Annotated in this window: 18 protein-coding genes; 5 read left to right on the top strand and 13 right to left on the bottom strand. The window is 72.1% G+C overall.

What is annotated here, in order from left to right; genetic code table 11:
- The first annotated feature begins 10 nt into the window (after positions 1–10).
- The 3 genes from ABZ877_RS12475 (at position 11) to ABZ877_RS12485 (ending at position 1,357) form a co-directional block, all read left to right on the top strand.
- Complete coding sequence (locus ABZ877_RS12475) at positions 11–457, top strand: TM2 domain-containing protein (RefSeq protein WP_361068635.1); 447 nt, start codon at positions 11–13, stop codon at positions 455–457.
- Positions 441–848: a DUF2752 domain-containing protein gene (locus ABZ877_RS12480; RefSeq protein ID WP_361068637.1), complete on the top strand. Its 408-nt coding sequence runs from the start codon at positions 441–443 to the stop codon at positions 846–848. Before ABZ877_RS12475 ends, ABZ877_RS12480 begins: the two co-directional genes overlap by 17 nt.
- A gap of 218 nt (positions 849–1,066) precedes the next feature.
- Positions 1,067–1,357 carry a TM2 domain-containing protein gene (locus ABZ877_RS12485; protein ID WP_361068639.1) on the top strand — a complete coding sequence of 97 codons (291 nt, stop codon included), beginning with the start codon at positions 1,067–1,069 and terminating at the stop codon, positions 1,355–1,357.
- A 183-nt stretch (positions 1,358–1,540) separates the two neighbouring features.
- Here ABZ877_RS12485 and ABZ877_RS12490 read toward each other — a convergent pair whose 3' ends face one another.
- The 6 genes from ABZ877_RS12490 to bldG form a co-directional block, all read right to left on the bottom strand.
- Positions 1,541–1,738, bottom strand: a complete 198-nt coding sequence (locus ABZ877_RS12490; RefSeq protein WP_361068642.1) for a hypothetical protein — start codon at positions 1,736–1,738, stop codon at positions 1,541–1,543.
- A gap of 116 nt (positions 1,739–1,854) precedes the next feature.
- Complete coding sequence (locus ABZ877_RS12495) at positions 1,855–3,411, bottom strand: methyltransferase (protein ID WP_361068645.1); 1,557 nt, start codon at positions 3,409–3,411, stop codon at positions 1,855–1,857.
- Between the two features lie 100 nt (positions 3,412–3,511).
- The gene (locus ABZ877_RS12500) at positions 3,512–4,099 is read right to left on the bottom strand and encodes a small secreted protein (protein ID WP_361068648.1); all 588 of its coding nucleotides are present in this window, start codon (positions 4,097–4,099) and stop codon (positions 3,512–3,514) included.
- 219 nt (positions 4,100–4,318) lie between these two features.
- A complete protein-coding gene (locus tag ABZ877_RS12505; RefSeq protein ID WP_361068651.1) occupies positions 4,319–6,721 on the bottom strand; it encodes a sodium-translocating pyrophosphatase in 2,403 nt (800 codons plus the stop codon).
- A gap of 333 nt (positions 6,722–7,054) precedes the next feature.
- A complete protein-coding gene (locus ABZ877_RS12510; RefSeq protein ID WP_361068654.1) occupies positions 7,055–7,489 on the bottom strand; it encodes an ATP-binding protein in 435 nt (144 codons plus the stop codon).
- 152 nt (positions 7,490–7,641) lie between these two features.
- Positions 7,642–7,983: an anti-sigma factor antagonist BldG gene (gene bldG, locus ABZ877_RS12515; RefSeq protein ID WP_003975386.1), complete on the bottom strand. Its 342-nt coding sequence runs from the start codon at positions 7,981–7,983 to the stop codon at positions 7,642–7,644.
- An 82-nt stretch (positions 7,984–8,065) separates the two neighbouring features.
- On the opposite strand from bldG, the gene ABZ877_RS12520 reads away from it, so the two are divergent.
- Positions 8,066–10,597 (top strand): DEAD/DEAH box helicase, encoded by a 2,532-nt coding sequence (locus ABZ877_RS12520; protein ID WP_361068656.1) that lies wholly within the window; start codon positions 8,066–8,068, stop codon positions 10,595–10,597.
- 101 nt (positions 10,598–10,698) lie between these two features.
- Here ABZ877_RS12520 and ABZ877_RS12525 read toward each other — a convergent pair whose 3' ends face one another.
- The 7 genes from ABZ877_RS12525 to ssd form a co-directional block, all read right to left on the bottom strand.
- The gene (locus tag ABZ877_RS12525) at positions 10,699–11,070 is read right to left on the bottom strand and encodes an Rv3654c family TadE-like protein (RefSeq protein ID WP_361068659.1); all 372 of its coding nucleotides are present in this window, start codon (positions 11,068–11,070) and stop codon (positions 10,699–10,701) included.
- Positions 11,067–11,447, bottom strand: coding sequence for a TadE family protein (locus ABZ877_RS12530; RefSeq protein ID WP_361068662.1), 381 nt, complete (start codon positions 11,445–11,447; stop codon positions 11,067–11,069). Before ABZ877_RS12530 ends, ABZ877_RS12525 begins: the two co-directional genes overlap by 4 nt.
- Entirely contained in the window at positions 11,434–11,673 is a 240-nt protein-coding gene (locus tag ABZ877_RS12535) for a DUF4244 domain-containing protein (RefSeq protein ID WP_361068664.1), read from the bottom strand. The genes ABZ877_RS12530 and ABZ877_RS12535 overlap by 14 nt, the downstream gene beginning before the upstream one ends.
- Positions 11,674–11,743: 70 nt before the next feature.
- Positions 11,744–12,610: a type II secretion system F family protein gene (locus tag ABZ877_RS12540; protein ID WP_361068666.1), complete on the bottom strand. Its 867-nt coding sequence runs from the start codon at positions 12,608–12,610 to the stop codon at positions 11,744–11,746.
- Positions 12,611–12,638: 28 nt separating this feature from the next.
- Positions 12,639–13,457 (bottom strand): type II secretion system F family protein, encoded by an 819-nt coding sequence (locus ABZ877_RS12545; protein ID WP_361068929.1) that lies wholly within the window; start codon positions 13,455–13,457, stop codon positions 12,639–12,641.
- 93 nt (positions 13,458–13,550) lie between these two features.
- The gene (locus tag ABZ877_RS12550; RefSeq protein ID WP_361068931.1) at positions 13,551–14,690 is read right to left on the bottom strand and encodes a TadA family conjugal transfer-associated ATPase; all 1,140 of its coding nucleotides are present in this window, start codon (positions 14,688–14,690) and stop codon (positions 13,551–13,553) included.
- Between the two features lie 265 nt (positions 14,691–14,955).
- Entirely contained in the window at positions 14,956–16,041 is a 1,086-nt protein-coding gene (gene ssd / locus ABZ877_RS12555; RefSeq protein ID WP_361068934.1) for a septum site-determining protein Ssd, read from the bottom strand.
- Positions 16,042–16,698: 657 nt separating this feature from the next.
- On the opposite strand from ssd, the gene ABZ877_RS12560 reads away from it, so the two are divergent.
- Positions 16,699–17,550: an HAD-IB family hydrolase gene (locus tag ABZ877_RS12560; protein WP_361068668.1), complete on the top strand. Its 852-nt coding sequence runs from the start codon at positions 16,699–16,701 to the stop codon at positions 17,548–17,550.
- Positions 17,551–17,696: the final 146 nt, after the last annotated feature.

The raw sequence follows: 17,696 nt of genomic DNA on the forward strand, positions 1-17,696 counted from the left end.
GAGCATCCGCATGTCCGACAGCAACCCCTACGGCCAGCAGCCCCCGCCGCAGCAGCCCGGCGGCAACCCGTACGGCTACCCGCAGCAGCCCCCGCAGGGCCCGCCGCCCGGCGGCCAGCCCACGTACGGCTACCCCTACCCGGGCTCCGCCCCGGCCGGCGGCGGCTACCCGCCCCCGCCGCAGCCCGGCATGCCCACCGCGTACGACCCGATGGCGCCCTACGGCTACGACCCGTACGGCCGCCCCTACTCGGACAAGTCGAAGATCGTCGCCGGTGTCCTCCAGCTGTTCCTCGGCACCTTCGGCGTCGGCCGCTTCTACATCGGGCACGTCGGCATCGGCCTCGCCCAGCTGTTCACCTGCGGCGGCCTCGGCTTCTGGGCGCTGATCGACGGCATCATCCTTCTCACCAGCAACAACACGACGGACGCTCAGGGCCGTGTCCTACGGAGCTGACCGCGTCCCCGCGCTGCTGAGACGCCCGGCGGTGGCGCCCCTCGCGGTGCTGGCCGCCGGGGTCGTCGGCGCGCTCTACCTGTACGGCACCGATCCGCACGAGCCGGGCCACTGGCTGCCGCGCTGCCCGTTCCGTCTGGTGACGGGGCTGCTCTGCCCGGCGTGCGGCGGGACGCGCATGGTGTACGACCTCATGCACGGCCGGCCCACGGCGGCCTGGCACGACAACCGGGCGCTGCTGCTCGCGGCACCGTTCGCCCTTGCCCTGCTCGGGCGTTGGGCCTACGAGGGGCTGCGGGGCCGCCGCTGGCGGCCCTCCCTCAGCGGGCGCGCCCAGGGGGCGATCCTGCTCGCGGCTGTCGTCTGGACGGTGCTGCGGAACGTGGTCTGACCGCAGGGTCTGACCGCCCATCACCGGAGCACGTCTACCCCGCCTTACAGGTCACAAACCCGCCACGATTCCGCCAAGATCGGCACTTGGCACGCGACTGCCCTTATTTTGGGGCCCTCCGAGGCTGCGCCACGTCCCCCACCGGCGCGTATGCCTCACCCATCCGCTCAGGAGCACGGCCGCGCCGTGCCCTTTTGGTGTCTCCGAGGAGCAACCGCATGTCCTACTCCGCTCAGCCCGGCCAGCCCGGCGCCGCCGACCCGAACGCCCCCTTCGGCTACGACCCGCAGGGCCGTCCGTACTCCGACAAGTCGAAGATCGTCGCCGGTATCCTCCAGCTCTTCCTGGGCACCCTGGGCATCGGCCGCTTCTACGTCGGCAACGCCGGGGTCGGCATAGCCCAGCTCCTGACCTGCGGTGGCCTCGGCTTCTGGGCCCTGATCGACGGCATCCTGTTCCTCACGAGCAACGACCGCACCGACTCGCAGGGCCGCGTGCTGCGCGGCTGACCCGCACACGCTGTCGACGGCGCCCGCTCCTCGTCCGGATGCCCGGATTCCGGGGGGCGGGCGCCGTCGTACGTATAACGGAATCTGGGCCGCACACGTCTTACGTATGACGGGACTTGGGCGGCACCACGTCGTACGTACAACGGGACCTGAGCCGCGCCACGTCGTACGTATGACGGCGTGTCACCCCTGGCTGAAACACCACGCCGCCAGCGCCAGGCACGCCACCCCCGCCGCCCCGGCGACCACCGCCGCCGCGACCGGACGGGCGCCGTACACCACGGGTTGCCGGTGCGCCGTGCGCGCGCCCGTCCACACCACGAGCGCCGCGCCGAACAACGCGAACACCGTCCCCGCGAACACCGCAGGTGCACTCTCCATCGCCTTGCCTCCCGGACTCCCCGAAGCCGGGGCGGCCCCCGCCGCCCGGTCCGGTGACGCTGGCACGGGCGGGGGAATGCGGGGTGAACTCCGGGGCAGCGCAGGGCGAAGAGGAGCTATCCGGCCTGTCCGGGGCGAGAGCCGCCTGGGACGCCGGCCGGTTCCAGGAAGCCCTGCTCGACCAACGTGCGGATCTGCGCGGGCGTACGGTCGCGCAGCAACACCTGCTCCTCGCCGACCAGTTGCGCGATGGCGTCGAGGATCCGCCCGGCGCTGAGCGTCCCGTCGCAGACGCCCGCGAACCCGGCACCGACCGTGTCCACCTTCGTGGCCCGGCGCATCCCGCGCCCCTGCCGCAGCACGACGTGCTCGGGATCCTCGGCGCCCGGCAGCCCGACCTGCTCCTGCACGACCTCACCGGCGAGCAGGAAGGACGATTCGAGCAGGGCCGCGTCGTCGTGCGTGCGCAGCCAGTCGAGCCGCTCGAAGTGGGCGCGGACGGTGTCGCCGAGCGGCTGCTCGACGGGGTGCGGCCACTCCTCGACGACGATCGACGGCTCGGCGGCGGACGTCTTGCGCAGGGCGATCCAGCCGAACCCGACGGCCGTCACCTTGCGCGCCTCGAACTCGTCGAGCCAGGCGTCGTAGCGGGCGGCGTACGCGGCCGGGTCGTCGCGGTGGTCACCGGCGTCGCGCAGCCACAGCTCGGCGTACTGCGTGACGTCCTGCACCTCGCGCTGCACGATCCAGGCGTCGCAGCCGCGCGGCACCCAGGAGCGCAGCCGCTCGGCCCACTCCTCGCCCTCGACGTGCTGCCAGTTGGCGAGGAACTGGGCGTACCCGCCCTCGTTCAGGTGCTCCCCCGCGCCCTGGACGAGCGCGCGACACAGATCGTCCCCGCCCATGCCGCCGTCGCGGTAGGTGAGCCGGGCGCCGGGCGAGATGACGAAGGGCGGGTTCGACACGATGAGGTCGTACGTGGCGTCGCCCACGGGCTCGTACAGCGAACCTTCCCGCAGGTCGGCGGCGGGCACCCCGGACAGCGCGAGGGTGAGCGCGGTGATGTGGAGGGCGCGCGGGTTGAGGTCGGTCGCGGTGACGCGGGTGGCGTGGCGCGCCGCGTGCAGCGCCTGGATGCCGGAGCCGGTGCCGAGGTCGAGGGCGGAGTCGACGGGCGTACGGACGGTGATCCCGGCGAGCGTGGTGGAGGCGCCGCCGACGCCGAGGACGACGCCCTCGTCGTTGCTGCCGATGCCGCCCGCACCGCCGACCGCGCAACCGAGGTCGGAGACGATGAACCAGTCCTCGCCGTCAGGCCCGCCGTACGGCCGTACGTCGACGGTCGCGGCGACCGCGGCGTGGTCCTGGCCGCTCTCGCGCAGCCAGCCGCTCTCCAGGCACGCCTCCACGGGCAGCACGGCGGCGACGCGCTCGCGCGCGGCCGGCTGTTGCAGCAGGAAGAGCCGGACGAGCGTCTCCAGGGGCGAGTCCCCCCGGGTGGCGCGCAGGGCGGGCACGATCTCGCTGCGGGCGAGCGCCGCGTAGGCGGGCGCGCCGAGCAGTTCGAGCAGCCCGTCGGCGGTGAACTCGGCGGCGATCAGGGCGTCGCGCAGCGAGGCGGCGACGTCGTCGCGGTCGGCGGCGGGCAGGGCGGGGGAGGCGGGAGAACTCACGCGTCCATTGTGACGCTTCGAGCCTCACGGCATCGCCCCCACCCGGGGCCTGTCGGGCCCGGACGGACCCGAACGGTGGGTCAGCCGGGCACGGCCGGGGCTAGGAGGAGGCCGAGGGCGTGGCGGACGCGCTCTTGCAGCTCTCCTGCTCGGACATCGCCTTGCCGACGTCGCCCTCCTCGAGCTTCTTCAGCGCGTCGCTGCCGGACTGGCTGAGCTTGCTCAGCTCGCCCGCGACGCTCTTGAGGCCCTCGGCGAACTTGCCCTGGTCGCCGGTGTCCAACTTGTCGACCTGCGTCTTCAGGTCGGCGTACGAGGACGAGATCTTGTGCAGCTCCTTGACGGCGTTCTGCTGTTTCTTCTCACCGCCATCGACGTTCGGGGCGCCCGCCTTGTCGACGGCGTCGCCGATCGCCTTGTACGCGGCGGACATGTCCTGGAACGCCTTGGAGTCCGTCTTGCGGACATCGGCGGGCGAGCTGTTGTCCGAGGTCTGCTTCTGGATCGCGGCGTTCGCCGATTCGATCTTCTTGGCCTGCGGCTGGACCGCGTCGCAGACCTGCTTGGCCCAGGAGTTCAGCTTGTCGTTGCTGTCGTCGCCGCCGCAACCCGACAAGGCCAGTACCAGTACCGCACCGCCGGACAGTGCGGCCGCGAGCTTCTTGTTCACCGGATCGGTCCCTTCCATGGCTCTCGGCCCCGGAACTTACACGCCGAGCACACGTCTCTCGCTCCTCAGGCCCACTATATGACCGCGTTTTTCGCGTTTAGCCGCCATTTGCACCAAGGGAGAGAAGGCTCACGGAGGGACGACGGGAGGAGCTGGACACGGCATCGGACACGATAGTGGGCGGACAGTGCGTCAGAGACGCCTGCCCGCCCACTCGTTGACCATGCCTGAAGGCGGCTACGTACGGGACGGTGCCACGGCCGGATCGGCCGGCTTCGGCACGCGCCCCGGGCCCTGCTCGCCGTTCCCGTCCTCGTCGTCGCCGACCGCGATGCCGCGCCGCTTGGAGGCGTAGACCGCGCCGACGATCACGCCGAGCGCGACGACCGCGATCACGACCCGTACGGGCACGCTCGCGTCGTCCCCGTAGCTGAACTTGATGACCGCGGGCGCGATGAGCAGCGCGACGAGGTTCATCACCTTCAGGAGCGGGTTGATGGCAGGTCCGGCCGTGTCCTTGAACGGGTCGCCGACCGTGTCGCCGATCACCGTCGCCGCATGGGCCTCGCTGCCCTTGCCGCCGTGGTGCCCGTCCTCGACCAGCTTCTTCGCGTTGTCCCAGGCACCGCCCGAGTTGGCGAGGAAGACGGCCATCAGGGTGCCGGTGCCGATGGCCCCGGCCAGATAGGCGCCGAGCGCGCCGACGCCGAGCGTGAAGCCGACCGCGATCGGCGCCATGACCGCGAGCAGGCCCGGCGTGGCCAGCTCCCGGAGCGCGTCCTTGGTGCAGATGTCGACGACGCGCCCGTACTCCGGCTGCTCCGTGTAGTCCATGATCCCGGGGCGCTCGCGGAACTGCCTGCGCACCTCGTAGACCACCGAACCCGCCGACCGGGACACGGCGTTGATGGCGAGCCCGGAGAAGAGGAACACGACGGCCGCTCCGGCGACGAGCCCCACGAGGTTGTTGGGCTGCGATATGTCCATGACGAGGTTCATCGGCCCGCCCTCGCCGACCTTCTCGCCGACGTCCCGCGCGGCGGTGAGGATCGCGTCGCGGTACGAGCCGAACAGCGCCGAGGCCGCGAGCACGGCGGTGGCGATGGCGATGCCCTTGGTGATCGCCTTCGTCGTGTTGCCGACCGCGTCCAGGTCGGTGAGCACCTGCGCGCCCGAGCCCTGGACGTCACCGGACATCTCGGCGATGCCCTGCGCGTTGTCGGAGACCGGCCCGAACGTGTCCATGGCGACGATGACGCCCACGGTGGTGAGCAACCCGGTGCCGGCGAGCGCGACGGCGAACAGGGCGAGCATGATCGACGTACCGCCCAGCAGGAACGCCCCGTACACGCCGAGCCCGATCAGCACGGCCGTGTAGACCGCCGACTCGAGCCCGATGGAGATGCCCGCGAGGACGACGGTGGCGGGGCCGGTCAGCGACGTCTTGCCGATGTCCCTGACCGGGCGCCTGCTCGTCTCGGTGAAGTAGCCGGTGAGCTGCTGGATGAGCGCGGCGAGGACGATGCCGATGGCCACGGCGACGACCGCGAGGATCCGCGGGTCGCCGTCCTTGACGCGGATCGCGGCGTCGGTGACCCCGTCGAGCTCGGTGTACGTGCCCGGCAGGTAGACGAAGACGGCCACGGTGACGAGGACGAGGGAGATCACCGCGGAGATGAAGAAGCCGCGGTTGATCGCGGTCATCCCGCTGCGGTCGGCGCGGCGCGGCGCGACGGCGAAGATGCCGATCATCGCCGTGATCACCCCGATCGCGGGCACGATCAGCGGGAACGCGAGCCCGGCGTCGCCGAAGGCCGCCTTGCCGAGAATGAGGGCGGCGACGAGCGTGACGGCGTAGGACTCGAACAGGTCGGCGGCCATTCCGGCGCAGTCCCCGACGTTGTCCCCCACGTTGTCCGCGATGGTCGCGGCATTGCGCGGGTCGTCCTCCGGAATGCCCTGCTCCACCTTGCCGACGAGGTCGGCGCCGACGTCGGCGGCCTTGGTGAAGATGCCGCCGCCGACACGCATGAACATCGCGATCAGCGCGGCGCCGAGCCCGAAGCCTTCTAGGACCTTGGGCGCGTCGGCCGCGTAGACGAGCACGACACAGGAGGCGCCGAGCAGACCGAGCCCCACCGTGAACATGCCGACGACGCCGCCCGTACGGAAAGCGATCTTCATGGCTTTGTGCGAGACAGCGGTGAGATCCTTTTCCGGCTCGCCTTCCGCCGGTGTCGCTTCCCGGGCCGCGGCGGCGACACGCACATTGCTGCGCACCGCGAGCCACATTCCGATATAGCCGGTGATCGCCGAGAACAGGGCGCCGATCAAGAAAAAGACCGAGCGCCCGGCCCGCTGATTCCAGTCGTCCGCGGGAAGCAGCATGAGCAGGAAGAACACCACGGCGGCGAATACGCCGAGGGTGCGCAACTGCCGGCCCAGATAGGCGTTCGCGCCTTCCTGGACCGCGGCCGCGATCTTCTTCATGGAATCCGTCCCCTCGCCGGCCGCGAGCACCTGGCGCACCAGGACCCCGGCGACGGCGAGCGCCGCGAGCGCGACGACGGCGATGACGATCACGATCAGACGGTTGTCGTCCGTCAGGACTGCGGCTGCGATGGTTGAGGGCTCCGCCATTCGTCCTCCTTGACGCTTGGGCTGAGCTCAAGATTGTGGACGGATTGTAGGGAGCGGAACCTGATCTAAAACAGTACGCCGCGACCTTCGATGTTCTTTCTCTGCCTACCCGGAGAATGATCGCCGAACACATTTCGCGCCATGCGCTCTGGGTATGGGAATAACGCCTTCAAGGCATTATGGGAGACCTCATTGGCGATCGCGAATGATCGGCGATCAAGAAAGCGCGGAGATCGAATTCTGCGGCCCGATAATGGGCGCATGAAAAAAGCCCTGTTCACCGGGGGTGGTGAGCAGGGCGTCGACCGACGGGCCACGGGGGCCCGATGACCGCTACGGAAGCGTCAACGGCGTGGTGGGCCAAGTCATCCGAAGGAGACCACCGGACTCGTCCGCGGTGACCTCCACGTCGTCCACGAGCCCGCTGATGACGGCGAGACCCATCTCGTCCTCGCCCTCGGCCTCCAGCTCGTCACCGCTGCCGGCGACACCGGGCGCGGCGGGCACGGCGACCGTGCGGGGCGCCTCGTCACCGACCTCGATGGAGAACTGCTTCTCCTCCTCGATCAGCGCCACCCGCACCGGCGCCGCGATGTCACTGCTCCGGTGCAGTCCCACGGCGCGGGAGCACGCCTCGCCGACGGCGAGCCTGACCTCGTCGAGGACCGCCTCGTCCACGCCCGCCCTGCGCGCCACGGCGGCCGCCACCAGACGGGCGGTCCTGACGTGCTCGGGCAGAGGGCTGAAGCGGAGTTCGACGGTGGCCATGCATCCCCCTCGGACGTACGGGCGTGCTCTCGGGGACCGGACCGGCCAAGACCCGATCCCCGCCATCTGCCGGTTCCGCCGGACCGGCCGCCGGGCCGGGCCCCAAGGGCCCGGGGACGGCGCGATCCAGCGGATCCACCTGCTCGGTCTGGTCAGTCGGTCGCCGCTACGGCTTCCTCGACGGAGGTGTGGATCGGGAACACCTTGGTCAGGCCGGTGATCCGGAAGATCTTCAGAATGCGCTCCTGGTTGCACACCAGACGCAGCGAGCCCTCGTGGGCGCGCACGCGCTTGAGACCGCCGACCAGCACGCCGAGCCCGGTGGAGTCGAGGAAGTCCACGCCCTCCATGTCGACGACAAGATGGAAACTGCCGTCGTTCACCAGCTCGACCAACTGCTCGCGCAGCTTGGGCGCGGTATATACATCGATTTCGCCACCGACCTCGACGACCGTACGATCGCCGACGGTACGGGTCGACAGGGACAGGTCCACGGATCCTCCAGCACCTTGCTATCGAGCGGTCGCCCCTTGGGGATACCTCGGCTTGACCCCCCGGGACGGTTCGCCAGCCGCGATGGCATTCAATCACTTACCGGCAGGCGTGCACGACGCCTTGGAAGCATTGTCCGTCACGCCAGTGACACACTCGATGCCGATGGCCAAGAAACACCGACCCGATCTTCCCCAGCCGTCCGCTGCCTCGCGCCCCTCTCCCGGGGCGGTTCTGGAGCGGCTCGCCTCGGGGCCGAACAGGGCTGCGCGCATCACTCATACGGAGCACTTGCCCCCTCGGCCGGGTCGTCATGCAGTCTGGCCGGACCGGATCCGTTCCGAGGTCATCGCCGCTGTCCAGGCAGCGGGGATCGAACACCCGTGGGCACACCAGGCACGCGCGGCGGAGCACGCCCTGGACGGCGAGTCGGTGATCGTCGCCACCGGTACGGCGTCGGGCAAGTCCCTGGCCTACCTCGTCCCCGTCCTGTCGACCTTGCTGGACGGTTCCGAGGCCCCGAACGGGCGTGGCGCGACCGCCCTGTACCTCGCCCCGACGAAGGCGCTCGCCGCGGACCAGTGCCGCTCTGTGAAGGAACTTTCACAACCGCTCGGCTCCGCGATCCGCCCCGCGGTCTACGACGGCGACACCCCGTTCGAAGAGCGCGAATGGGTGCGCCAGTACGGCAACTACGTCCTCACCAACCCCGACATGCTGCACCGCGGGATATTGCCCTCCCACCCGCGCTGGTCCTCCTTCCTGAAGGCGCTCAAGTACGTCGTCATCGACGAGTGCCACACCTATCGCGGCGTCTTCGGCTCGCACGTCGCCCAGGTGCTGCGACGTCTGCGCCGCCTCTGCGCCCGCTACGGCTCCTCCCCCGTCTTCCTCCTCGCCTCCGCCACGGCCGCCGAGCCCGCCGTCGCCGCGGGGCGCCTGACGGGCCTGCCGGTCGTCGAGGTCGCCGACGACGCCTCCCCGCGCGGCGAGCTCGTCTTCGCCCTCTGGGAGCCGCCGCTCACCGAGATGCAGGGCGAGAAGGGCGCCCCCGTGCGGCGCACCGCCACCGCCGAGACCGCGGACCTCCTCACCGACCTGACCGTGCAGGGCGTCCGCTCGGTCGCCTTCGTACGGTCCCGGCGCGGCGCCGAGCTGATCTCGGTGATCGCGCAGGAACGCCTCGCCGAGGTCGACCGCTCCCTGGCCCGGCGTGTCGCCGCCTACCGGGGCGGTTACCTCTCCGAGGAGCGCCGCGCTCTCGAAGCCGCGCTGCACTCCGGTGAACTCCTCGGCCTCGCCGCCACCACCGCCCTCGAACTCGGCATCGACGTCTCCGGCCTCGACGCCGTCCTCATCTCCGGCTACCCCGGCACCCGCGCCTCCCTGTGGCAGCAGGCAGGCCGCGCGGGCCGCTCCGGGCAAGGCGCGCTCGCCGTCCTCGTCGCCCGCGACGACCCGCTGGACACCTACCTCGTCCACCACCCCGAGGCCCTCTTCGACCAGCCGGTCGAGTCGACGGTCCTGGACCCCGACAACCCCTACGTCCTCGCCCCCCACCTGTGCGCGGCGGCGGCGGAACTCCCGCTGACCGAGTCCGACCTCGAACTGTTCGGCCCGGCGACGACCGACCTCCTCCCACAGCTGGAGGCCGCCAAACTGCTGCGCCGCCGGGTCAGGGCCTGGCACTGGACGCGCCGCGAGTCCGCCGCCGACCTCGCCGACATCCGCGGCGCGGGCGGCAACCCCGTCCAGATCGTCGAGGCCGCCACCGGCCGGCTCCTCGGCACGGTCGACGCGGCCTCCGCCCACACCACCGTCCACGACGGCGCCGTCCACCTCCACCAGGGCCGTACGTACGTGGTCAAGCACCTCGACCTCGACGACGACGTCGCCCTCGTCGAACCGGGCAACCCCACCTACTCCACGACCGCCCGCGACACCACCGCCATCTCCATCCTGGAGACGGACGTCGAGGTCCCCTGGGGCGACGGCCGGCTCTGCTACGGCTCCGTCGAGGTCACCAACCAGGTCGTCGGCTACCTCCGCCGCCGCCTCATCACCGGCGAGGTCCTCGGCGAGACCAAGCTCGACCTCCCTCCGCGCACCCTGCGCACCCGCGCCGTCTGGTGGACGGTCACCGAGGACCAGCTCGACGCCGCCCGCATCAACCCCGAGATCCTCGGCGGCGCCCTGCACGCCGCCGAACACGCCTCCATCGGCATGCTCCCCCTCTTCGCCACCTGCGACCGCTGGGACATCGGCGGTGTCTCCGTCCCCCTCCACCCCGACACGCTCCTTCCCACGGTCTTCGTCTACGACGGCCACCCCGGCGGCGCGGGCTTCGCCGAACGCGCCTTCCACACGGCCGAACGCTGGCTCACCGCCACCCGCGAGGCCATCGCCTCCTGCGAATGCGACTCCGGCTGCCCCTCCTGCATCCAGTCCCCCAAGTGCGGCAACGGCAACGATCCGCTGCACAAGCGGGGGGCGGTGCGGTTGCTCTCGGTACTGCTCAGCGGGGCGCGGGGCGCGTCCGCTTCGGGGCGGGATGAGGGGGCGCGGGGTTTGTTGGGGGGCGGGGTGGGGGCTTCGTCGGGGGGTGAGGGGGCTTAGGGGGCGGGGGCGGGCGAAGGCTTCGTCGGGGCTGAGGGGATGCATGGCTCGGGGCGAGGTGGGGGCTTGCGGCATTGTCGGCCCGGCCCCTTCCGGTGTGCTCACACGCCCGGCCCCGCCGGGCCCGCTCGGGCGCTCACGCGGGCCTTGAACGGGGCTCTGCCCGATGTCGCCGTCACGTCGGAGATCTGCCCGTGCAACGCGCACCGTTCGACTTCCGCGCCCTGGGCCCGCGCCACCTTCCGCGCCAGCGCGCACGCCGACGTACGGCCCTCCGGCCAGTGGGCCGCTGCCGCGAGGGCCGCCAGGTCTGCCGCGTCGCCCGCCTTGTGCCGGGCCTCGATCGCGTGAGCCATTGCCAGGACTCCGCCGAAGACAACCCCGATCGCGGCGAGCGCCATGGCCACCCACACCGTCGCGGATCCACGGTCCGAGCGCCTCCGTCCGATCCCGCTCCCCCGGTTCCTCCTCACGTCACCCCTCCCCCCACCGTCTCCTCCGCCGCCGCCACGGCCTGCGCGCTGAGATCCACGCCGAGCAGCCCAGGCCCCGCGGAGCGCACCCGCACCGTCACCCGGACCAGGTCCCCCTCCCGGCTCACCTCGACCCGCGCCCCGTCCGGCGCCGCCTCATGCGCGGCGGCGAGCGCGGCGGCCCGGGGCTCCTGCCGGGCCACCGCCCTGGCGCCGGTCCGCGCCGCGTCCACGCAGCGGATCTGCGCCGACGCCGCCAGCAGCGCCCAGACCAGCCCCATCGTGAACGTCACCAGCACCGGCAGCACCACAGCCGCCTCGGCCGTCACCATGCCCCGGTCGCGCCGGAGCCCGCGCAGGGTCTCAGAACGACCCATGGAGCGCCTTCGCCACCAGGGACTGCAACGCCGACCGCACGGCACCACTCGTCACCACCTGATACAGCAGCCCCGCGAACCCCACCGCCGCGATCAGCCCCACCGCGTACTCGGCGCTGACCATGCCCGCATCCCGCCGCACCGACCGCACTGCCCGATACCTGCGCAGCGCTCCCGCTCGCAGCCGTCCGAACACCATCCGCGCCGCACTCGCCTTGTTCCGCATCACAACCACAACCCCCGTAGCTAGCAACCCTCTTCACCTGCCTGTGCCGCCCCGTACGACCGCACGGGCTTCATCGACCGCCCAGCACCCCCTCTCCCAGTCCGATCACCACCGGCACGACCCCGATCGCGAGGAACGCGGGCAGGAAACACAAGCCCACCGGCGCCGTGATCAGCACGGCGGCCCGTCTCGCCACGGCCGTCGCCCTGCGTCCTCGTTCGGCTCTGCACTCCGCGGCGAACCGTGCGACCGGCTCCGCAGCCGGCGCCCCAGACTCCCCGGCCCGTTCCAGCAACCGGACCAACGTCCCGGCACCCGACATCCCGGCCAACTCCCGCCACGCCGCACCGGGTTCGCCGCCGAGCCGCACTTGTGCCGCACCCCGCGCCATCGCCCGCCCCACCGGGCCGCCCACCGACTCCCCGATGGCCCGCGCGGCACCGATCGGCTCCGCACCAGCCGCCAGACAGGCCGCCAAGAGGTCAGCCAGCAGAGGAAGCTGCCGCTCCGCCTCGGCGCGCCCGCGCACACTCATCCCGCCAGCCACACCAGCCCCCGTACCAGCGCCCGAACCCGGACCCGGCTCCACACTCACCCCCGGACCCGGCCCCACACCCGCACCCGCACCCGCCGACGCCTCCCTCTCCCGCCGCCACCGCCAAACGCCCACTCCCACGAGCACCCCGACCACCACCCCCGCCACACCACCGACGCACACATATCCGGCGCTCACCGCCCCGACCACCGGCACCCACCGCCGCACCACCACCGGCACGCCCAACGAACGCCGCCCGGACCGCGCCTCGGCCACCACGCACACGATCCGGACCCGGCGCCGTAGCCCCCTCTCCCTCCGCCGCGCCGCCGCCTCACCCACCAGCCACGCGATCAGCACGACAACGCACAGCACTACCCCCAGCCTGTGGACAACTTCCATCGCCCAGCACCTCCCAGCCTCTCCTCACTCACGCCTCCGCACCCCGCACGATCCGCGCCGCCCACCACATCCCAGCCGCCTCCAACACCCCGCCGACCACCAGGCACCCCACCCCGGCCCCCGTATGCAGGAGCACCCGCAACGGTCGGGCACCCAACGCCGCGCCGAGGAGCAAGCCGAGCACCGGCAGCGCGGCGAGCATCACGACCGTTGACCAAGGGCCCGCCAACTGGGCTCGCAGGTCAGCCCGTTGGTCCCGCTCCGCTCGTAACGCGTCCGCCAGACGTTCCAGCCCTGCCGCCAGGCCCGCGCCCCGGTCCACCGCCACCCGCCAGCACGCCGCGAGCCCGTGCAACCCCTCCGCGCCCGGCTCGCGCGCCGCCTCCCGCAACGCAGCGGGCACATCACCGCCGAACCGCGCTGCCGCGATCACGGCCGCGCCGACCCCGGCCTCAGGCAATGCCGCGGACTCCCGTACGGCGACGACCAGCGCCTCCCCGGGTTGCTTCCCGGCCCGCACCTCTCCGGCCATCAGGGCGCACAGCCGGATCACCGCGTCCCCGCGCCGTTCCCTCTCGCGGCGGGCCTCCCGGGCCCGCCGCGCCCGCGCCACACCGGGCACGGCGCAGACCCCCAGCACGAGCGGCACCGCCGAGGCCCCCATGAACCCGATCACCAGCCCGGCGACGGCACACCCCCACTCGGGCCGGGCTCGGCCCCGTCTCCACCACCCGTCCAGCACCCGCCGCCATCCCGGCACCGGCAACTCCCCCGCCCCGACGCCCAGCACCACCCGGGCCCGCCGCACCTCCGCACTCCGCCACGGCCCATCGGCCCACACCCCCATGACCGCCCCCGACACCGCCACCACGCCAGAACGAACACCCCGACCGACATCACCACTCCGCCCCGCATCCCCGCTCCCCTCGTGCCTCACCTGTCACAGCACCCGCACCCCCAGCACCTCGCTCAGCCGCCCCCACCCCTCTCCCGGCACAAACCCCCGCTCGCCCCACTCCAGCGCCGGGACCGCCCGCACCCACCCCCGCGCATCCCGCTCCAGCACACGGACCTGGGCGATCCGGCGCCGTCCGCCACGGTCCCGTACGAGGTGCAGCACCACGGACACCGCGGCCGCCAACTGGCTGTGCAGCGCCGCCCGGTCGAGGCCCGCCGCCGTGCCCAACGCCTCCAGACGGGCCGGGACATCGCCCGCCGCATTCGCATGGACAGTTCCGGCGCCTCCCTCGTGGCCTGTGTTCAGCGCGGCGAGCAGCGAGACCACCTCCGCGCCGCGCACCTCGCCGACCACCAGCCGGTCCGGGCGCATCCGCAGCGCCTGGCGCACGAGGTCCGCGAGGTCGACGGCCCCGGCACCCTCCTGGTTGGCAGGCCGTGCCTCAAGGCGCACCACGTGGGGATGGTCGGGCCGCAACTCGGACGAGTCCTCAGCCAGCACGATGCGCTCGTCCGGCCCGACCAGTCCGAGGAGCGCGCTCAGCAGCGTCGTCTTGCCGCTGCCCGTCCCGCCGCTGATCAGGTACGAGAGGCGCGCGTCCAGCAGGGCCCGCAGCACCCGGTCGCCACCCGGCGGTACGGTCCCGGCCGCCATCAGCTCGTCCAGGGTGAAGGCGCGGGGCCTTACGACCCGCAGCGACAGGCAGGTGCAGCCCACCGCGATCGGCGGCAGCACCGCGTGCAGGCGAGTGCCGTCCGGCAACCGCGCGTCCACCCAGGGGCGCGCGTCGTCCAGGCGCCGCCCGGCCACCGCTGCGAGCCGCTGAGCCAGCCTGCGTACGGCGGCGGAGCTCTCGAACCGCACCTTCGCCGGTTCCAGGCCGCTGCCGCGATCGACCCAGACCTGGTCCGGCGCCGACACCAGGACGTCCGTCACGGACGGATCCGCGAGCAGCGGCTCCAGTGGACCGGCGCCCACCAGTTCCGAGCGCAACTGTCCGGCCGCGCCCAGCACTTCGGTGTCGCCCAGGATCCGCCCCTGTGCCCTCAGCGCCTCGGCGACCCGCGCGGGTGTCGCCTCCACCCCGTTCTCCGCGAGCCACTGGCGCACACCGTCCAGCATCCGCGCCCCCACCACCGCACTCACCGCGACCCCTCCACTCCCGATCCGCACCACACACCACGCACCTCACGCACCTCACACACCCCACGCACCCCGTCCCGCCCTTCTCCCCGCGTAACCAGCACCCACATCTGCACCACCGCACTCACCACCGCCTCCCCCTCACCCCACTCCACTCCGCCCTCACCACCGCCTTTTCCTCACCCCACCGCGCACCGCACCGCACCACACCAGCCACCCCGAACTCCCCCGCCCCCGCGCCTCCTCACCCCCCTTCGTCCACCCCCACCGGCATCCGCTCCCAGAACTCCGCGCAGAACCGCCCCAGCGGCCCGCCCCACCCGGACCTCGCCCCCTTGGCACCCACGACGCCCCCGGCACCATCGCCCGACCACGGCAGTTCCCCCGCGAGCGGCAACCCCAGCAACCGGGCCACCTCGTCTCCCTCCAGCGCCCCCGGGCCGGGTGTCGGTGCCGTCACCACTCGCAGATCCCGCAGCACCATCCCCACCGCCCCCGCCACCCGTCGGGCCGCCGCGACCGCCCGCAGTTCCGGTGGGACCACGAGGAGGCCCAGGTCGAGCTGGGCCAGCGCCTCCACCGAACCGGCGTCGACCCGGCGCGGCAGGTCCACCACGACGGCTCCGCCCCTGCGTCGAGCTGCCGCGAGCACCGCCCGTACCGCCTCGGGCGGCACCGAGGCGAGGTCGCCGCGGTCCCAACTGAGCAGCCGCAGGTCGTGGAGCTGGGGCAGCGACTCCTCCAGGGCGGTGCTGCCGACCCGTCCCCTCGACTGGGCGAACGCCGGCCAGCGGAGGCCGTCGACCGCCTCTCCGCCGAGCAGGACGTCCAGCCCTCCGCCCAGTGGATCCGCATCGATGAGGAGCGTGCGCCGCCCCGCCTTCGCCGCCGCCACCGCCAGCGCGCACGCCAGGGTCGAGGCGCCCGCCCCGCCCCGGCCGCTGACCACCCCGACGGTCAGCGCGGGCCGCCCCACGCCTTCGACGACGTCGGCGATCCGGTCCATCAGCCACTGCTCGCCGTCGGGCAGCATCAGCACATGGTCGGCGCCGATCTCCACGGCTCGCTGCCACACCCCGGGGTCGTCCTGATCGCGCCCCACCAGCACGACACCGCGCCGCCGCGCCAGTCCGCGCAGCCGTCCCGCGGCGTCGTCCCCGACCAGGACCAGGGGCGCCGCCTCCCACCTGCCCCTGGCCGCGGGCGGCCCGTGTCCGACCTCGGGCCGCACGCCCGCCGCGGCGCACAGCCGCAGCAGGTCGTCCAGGAGTTCCACGTCCTCCGTCACGATCAACGGGACGCGCCGTACGCCCCGCACCTCACACGTCATGGTTTCCGCCACGATCCGGCCCCCTTCTCCCCGCACATCCGCATCCGTACGACCCGTCCGACGCGCCGGTGGACGCCCGCATCCGCCGTACGCATACGGGAAGGCGGGCCGAACCGGCGGCCGCGAAGTCCGGAACCGGGGCGTCGAATACCAGCCGCCCCGGCACAGCTCGGCCATAACGAACCGGCCATGAACACCGACGCCGAACTCCGCGTGCGGAATCACCGTGCATCGATCCCGGAAATCGTGGGGATCTTGGTCAATAACTGTGGACGCGAGAAGGGTTGTGAATATCCCCGTCACCCATACCAGTGACACAGTGCGGTTGAGGAAGAACTTCCGTGGGGCGGCCCAGGGGACAGCTCGCACGCCCTCGGTCAGTCACCCACCGTGATCGGGCCGTCGCAGGCCAGCGCACATGCGCCACGGTGCCGACAGGGAGACGCGGGCAAGAAAAATGGACCCGAAAACGGGTCCGGACATGCGACGACCCCCGCCGGGGGGGAGAGCGGGGGTCGTCCCCACAGTCTGACTCGGGGGGGGAGGAGCCAGACCGGGGTTAGCACGGTCGCGAACGATCCGTGACTTCCATGGTGTACCCGAGAGCCTTCTCAAGCAAACCCACGCGCCACAGCTTACGCCGAATGGTGGGCGCCTATGCTCAAACTCGTGGAAATCCAGTCCTTGAACCACTCCATGCCGCGCACAGCGGCCTTCTTTGACCTGGACAAGACGGTCATCGCTAAGTCGAGCACGCTCACCTTCAGCAAGTCGTTCTACCAAGGCGGACTGATCAACCGCAGGGCCGTGCTGCGCACCGCGTACGCGCAGTTCGTCTTCCTCGCCGGCGGCGCCGATCACGACCAGATGGAGCGGATGCGCGCGTACCTCTCGGCTCTCTGCCGGGGATGGAACGTGGAGCAGGTGAAGGAGATCGTCGCCGAGACGCTGCACGACCTGATCGACCCGATCATCTACGACGAGGCGGCCTCCCTCATCGAGGAGCACCACGCCGCCGGGCGCGACGTCGTCATCGTCTCCACGTCGGGCGCCGAGGTCGTCGAGCCGATCGGGGAGCTGCTCGGCGCGGACCGGGTGGTGGCCACGCGCATGGTGGTGGGCGAGGACGGCTGCTTCACGGGCGAGGTGGAGTACTACGCGTACGGGCCGACGAAGGCCGAGGCGATCAAGGAACTGGCCCGGACCGAGGGGTACGACCTCGCGCGCTGCTACGCGTACAGCGACTCGGCGACGGACGTGCCGATGCTGAGCTCCGTGGGGCATCCGTACGCGGTCAACCCCGACCGGGCGCTGCGGCGGGAGGCGCTCACGCGCGCGTGGCCGATTCTCGATTTCCACAAGCCGGTCAGGCTCAAGCAGCGGCTGCCGGCCTTCTCCGCGCCGTCGCGCCCCGCCCTGGTCGCGGCGGCCGCGGTGGGCGCCGCCGCGGCCACGGCGGGCATCGTCTGGTACGCCAGTCGGCGCAGGGCTCTGACCGCCTCCCGGTAGGGCTGTGGGGCGCCCGGGAGAAGGTGCCGGGAATGCCCCTTTCCGTCCCCATAAGTAAAGAAGTGCGGCCAGGGCTTCCGCTTCTCCTACCGGAGGAGTACAAAGGACTCAACGGCCCGCGAGACCAGGGACATCCGAGAGGATCA

The organism is Streptomyces sp. NPDC046939 (genome assembly GCF_040644575.1).
Lineage (GTDB): Bacteria > Actinomycetota > Actinomycetes > Streptomycetales > Streptomycetaceae > Streptomyces.

Bases quoted from the DNA above. Each gene is read 5' to 3' on its own strand.
- ABZ877_RS12475 (WP_361068635.1), top strand. From the start codon at position 11: ATGTCCGACAGCAACCCCTACGGCCAGCAGCCCCCGCCGCAGCAGCCC.
- ABZ877_RS12485 (WP_361068639.1), top strand. From the start codon at position 1,067: ATGTCCTACTCCGCTCAGCCCGGCCAGCCCGGCGCCGCCGACCCGAAC.
- ABZ877_RS12490 (WP_361068642.1), bottom strand. From the start codon at position 1,738: ATGGAGAGTGCACCTGCGGTGTTCGCGGGGACGGTGTTCGCGTTGTTC.
- ABZ877_RS12500 (WP_361068648.1), bottom strand. From the start codon at position 4,099: ATGGAAGGGACCGATCCGGTGAACAAGAAGCTCGCGGCCGCACTGTCC.
- ABZ877_RS12505 (WP_361068651.1), bottom strand. From the start codon at position 6,721: ATGGCGGAGCCCTCAACCATCGCAGCCGCAGTCCTGACGGACGACAAC.
- ABZ877_RS12510 (WP_361068654.1), bottom strand. From the start codon at position 7,489: ATGGCCACCGTCGAACTCCGCTTCAGCCCTCTGCCCGAGCACGTCAGG.
- ABZ877_RS12520 (WP_361068656.1), top strand. From the start codon at position 8,066: ATGGCATTCAATCACTTACCGGCAGGCGTGCACGACGCCTTGGAAGCA.
- ABZ877_RS12530 (WP_361068662.1), bottom strand. From the start codon at position 11,447: ATGGGTCGTTCTGAGACCCTGCGCGGGCTCCGGCGCGACCGGGGCATG.
- ABZ877_RS12535 (WP_361068664.1), bottom strand. From the start codon at position 11,673: ATGCGGAACAAGGCGAGTGCGGCGCGGATGGTGTTCGGACGGCTGCGA.
- ABZ877_RS12540 (WP_361068666.1), bottom strand. From the start codon at position 12,610: ATGGAAGTTGTCCACAGGCTGGGGGTAGTGCTGTGCGTTGTCGTGCTG.
- ABZ877_RS12545 (WP_361068929.1), bottom strand. From the start codon at position 13,457: ATGGGGGTGTGGGCCGATGGGCCGTGGCGGAGTGCGGAGGTGCGGCGG.
- ABZ877_RS12550 (WP_361068931.1), bottom strand. From the start codon at position 14,690: ATGCTGGACGGTGTGCGCCAGTGGCTCGCGGAGAACGGGGTGGAGGCG.
- ssd (WP_361068934.1), bottom strand. From the start codon at position 16,041: ATGACGTGTGAGGTGCGGGGCGTACGGCGCGTCCCGTTGATCGTGACG.
- ABZ877_RS12560 (WP_361068668.1), top strand. From the start codon at position 16,699: ATGCTCAAACTCGTGGAAATCCAGTCCTTGAACCACTCCATGCCGCGC.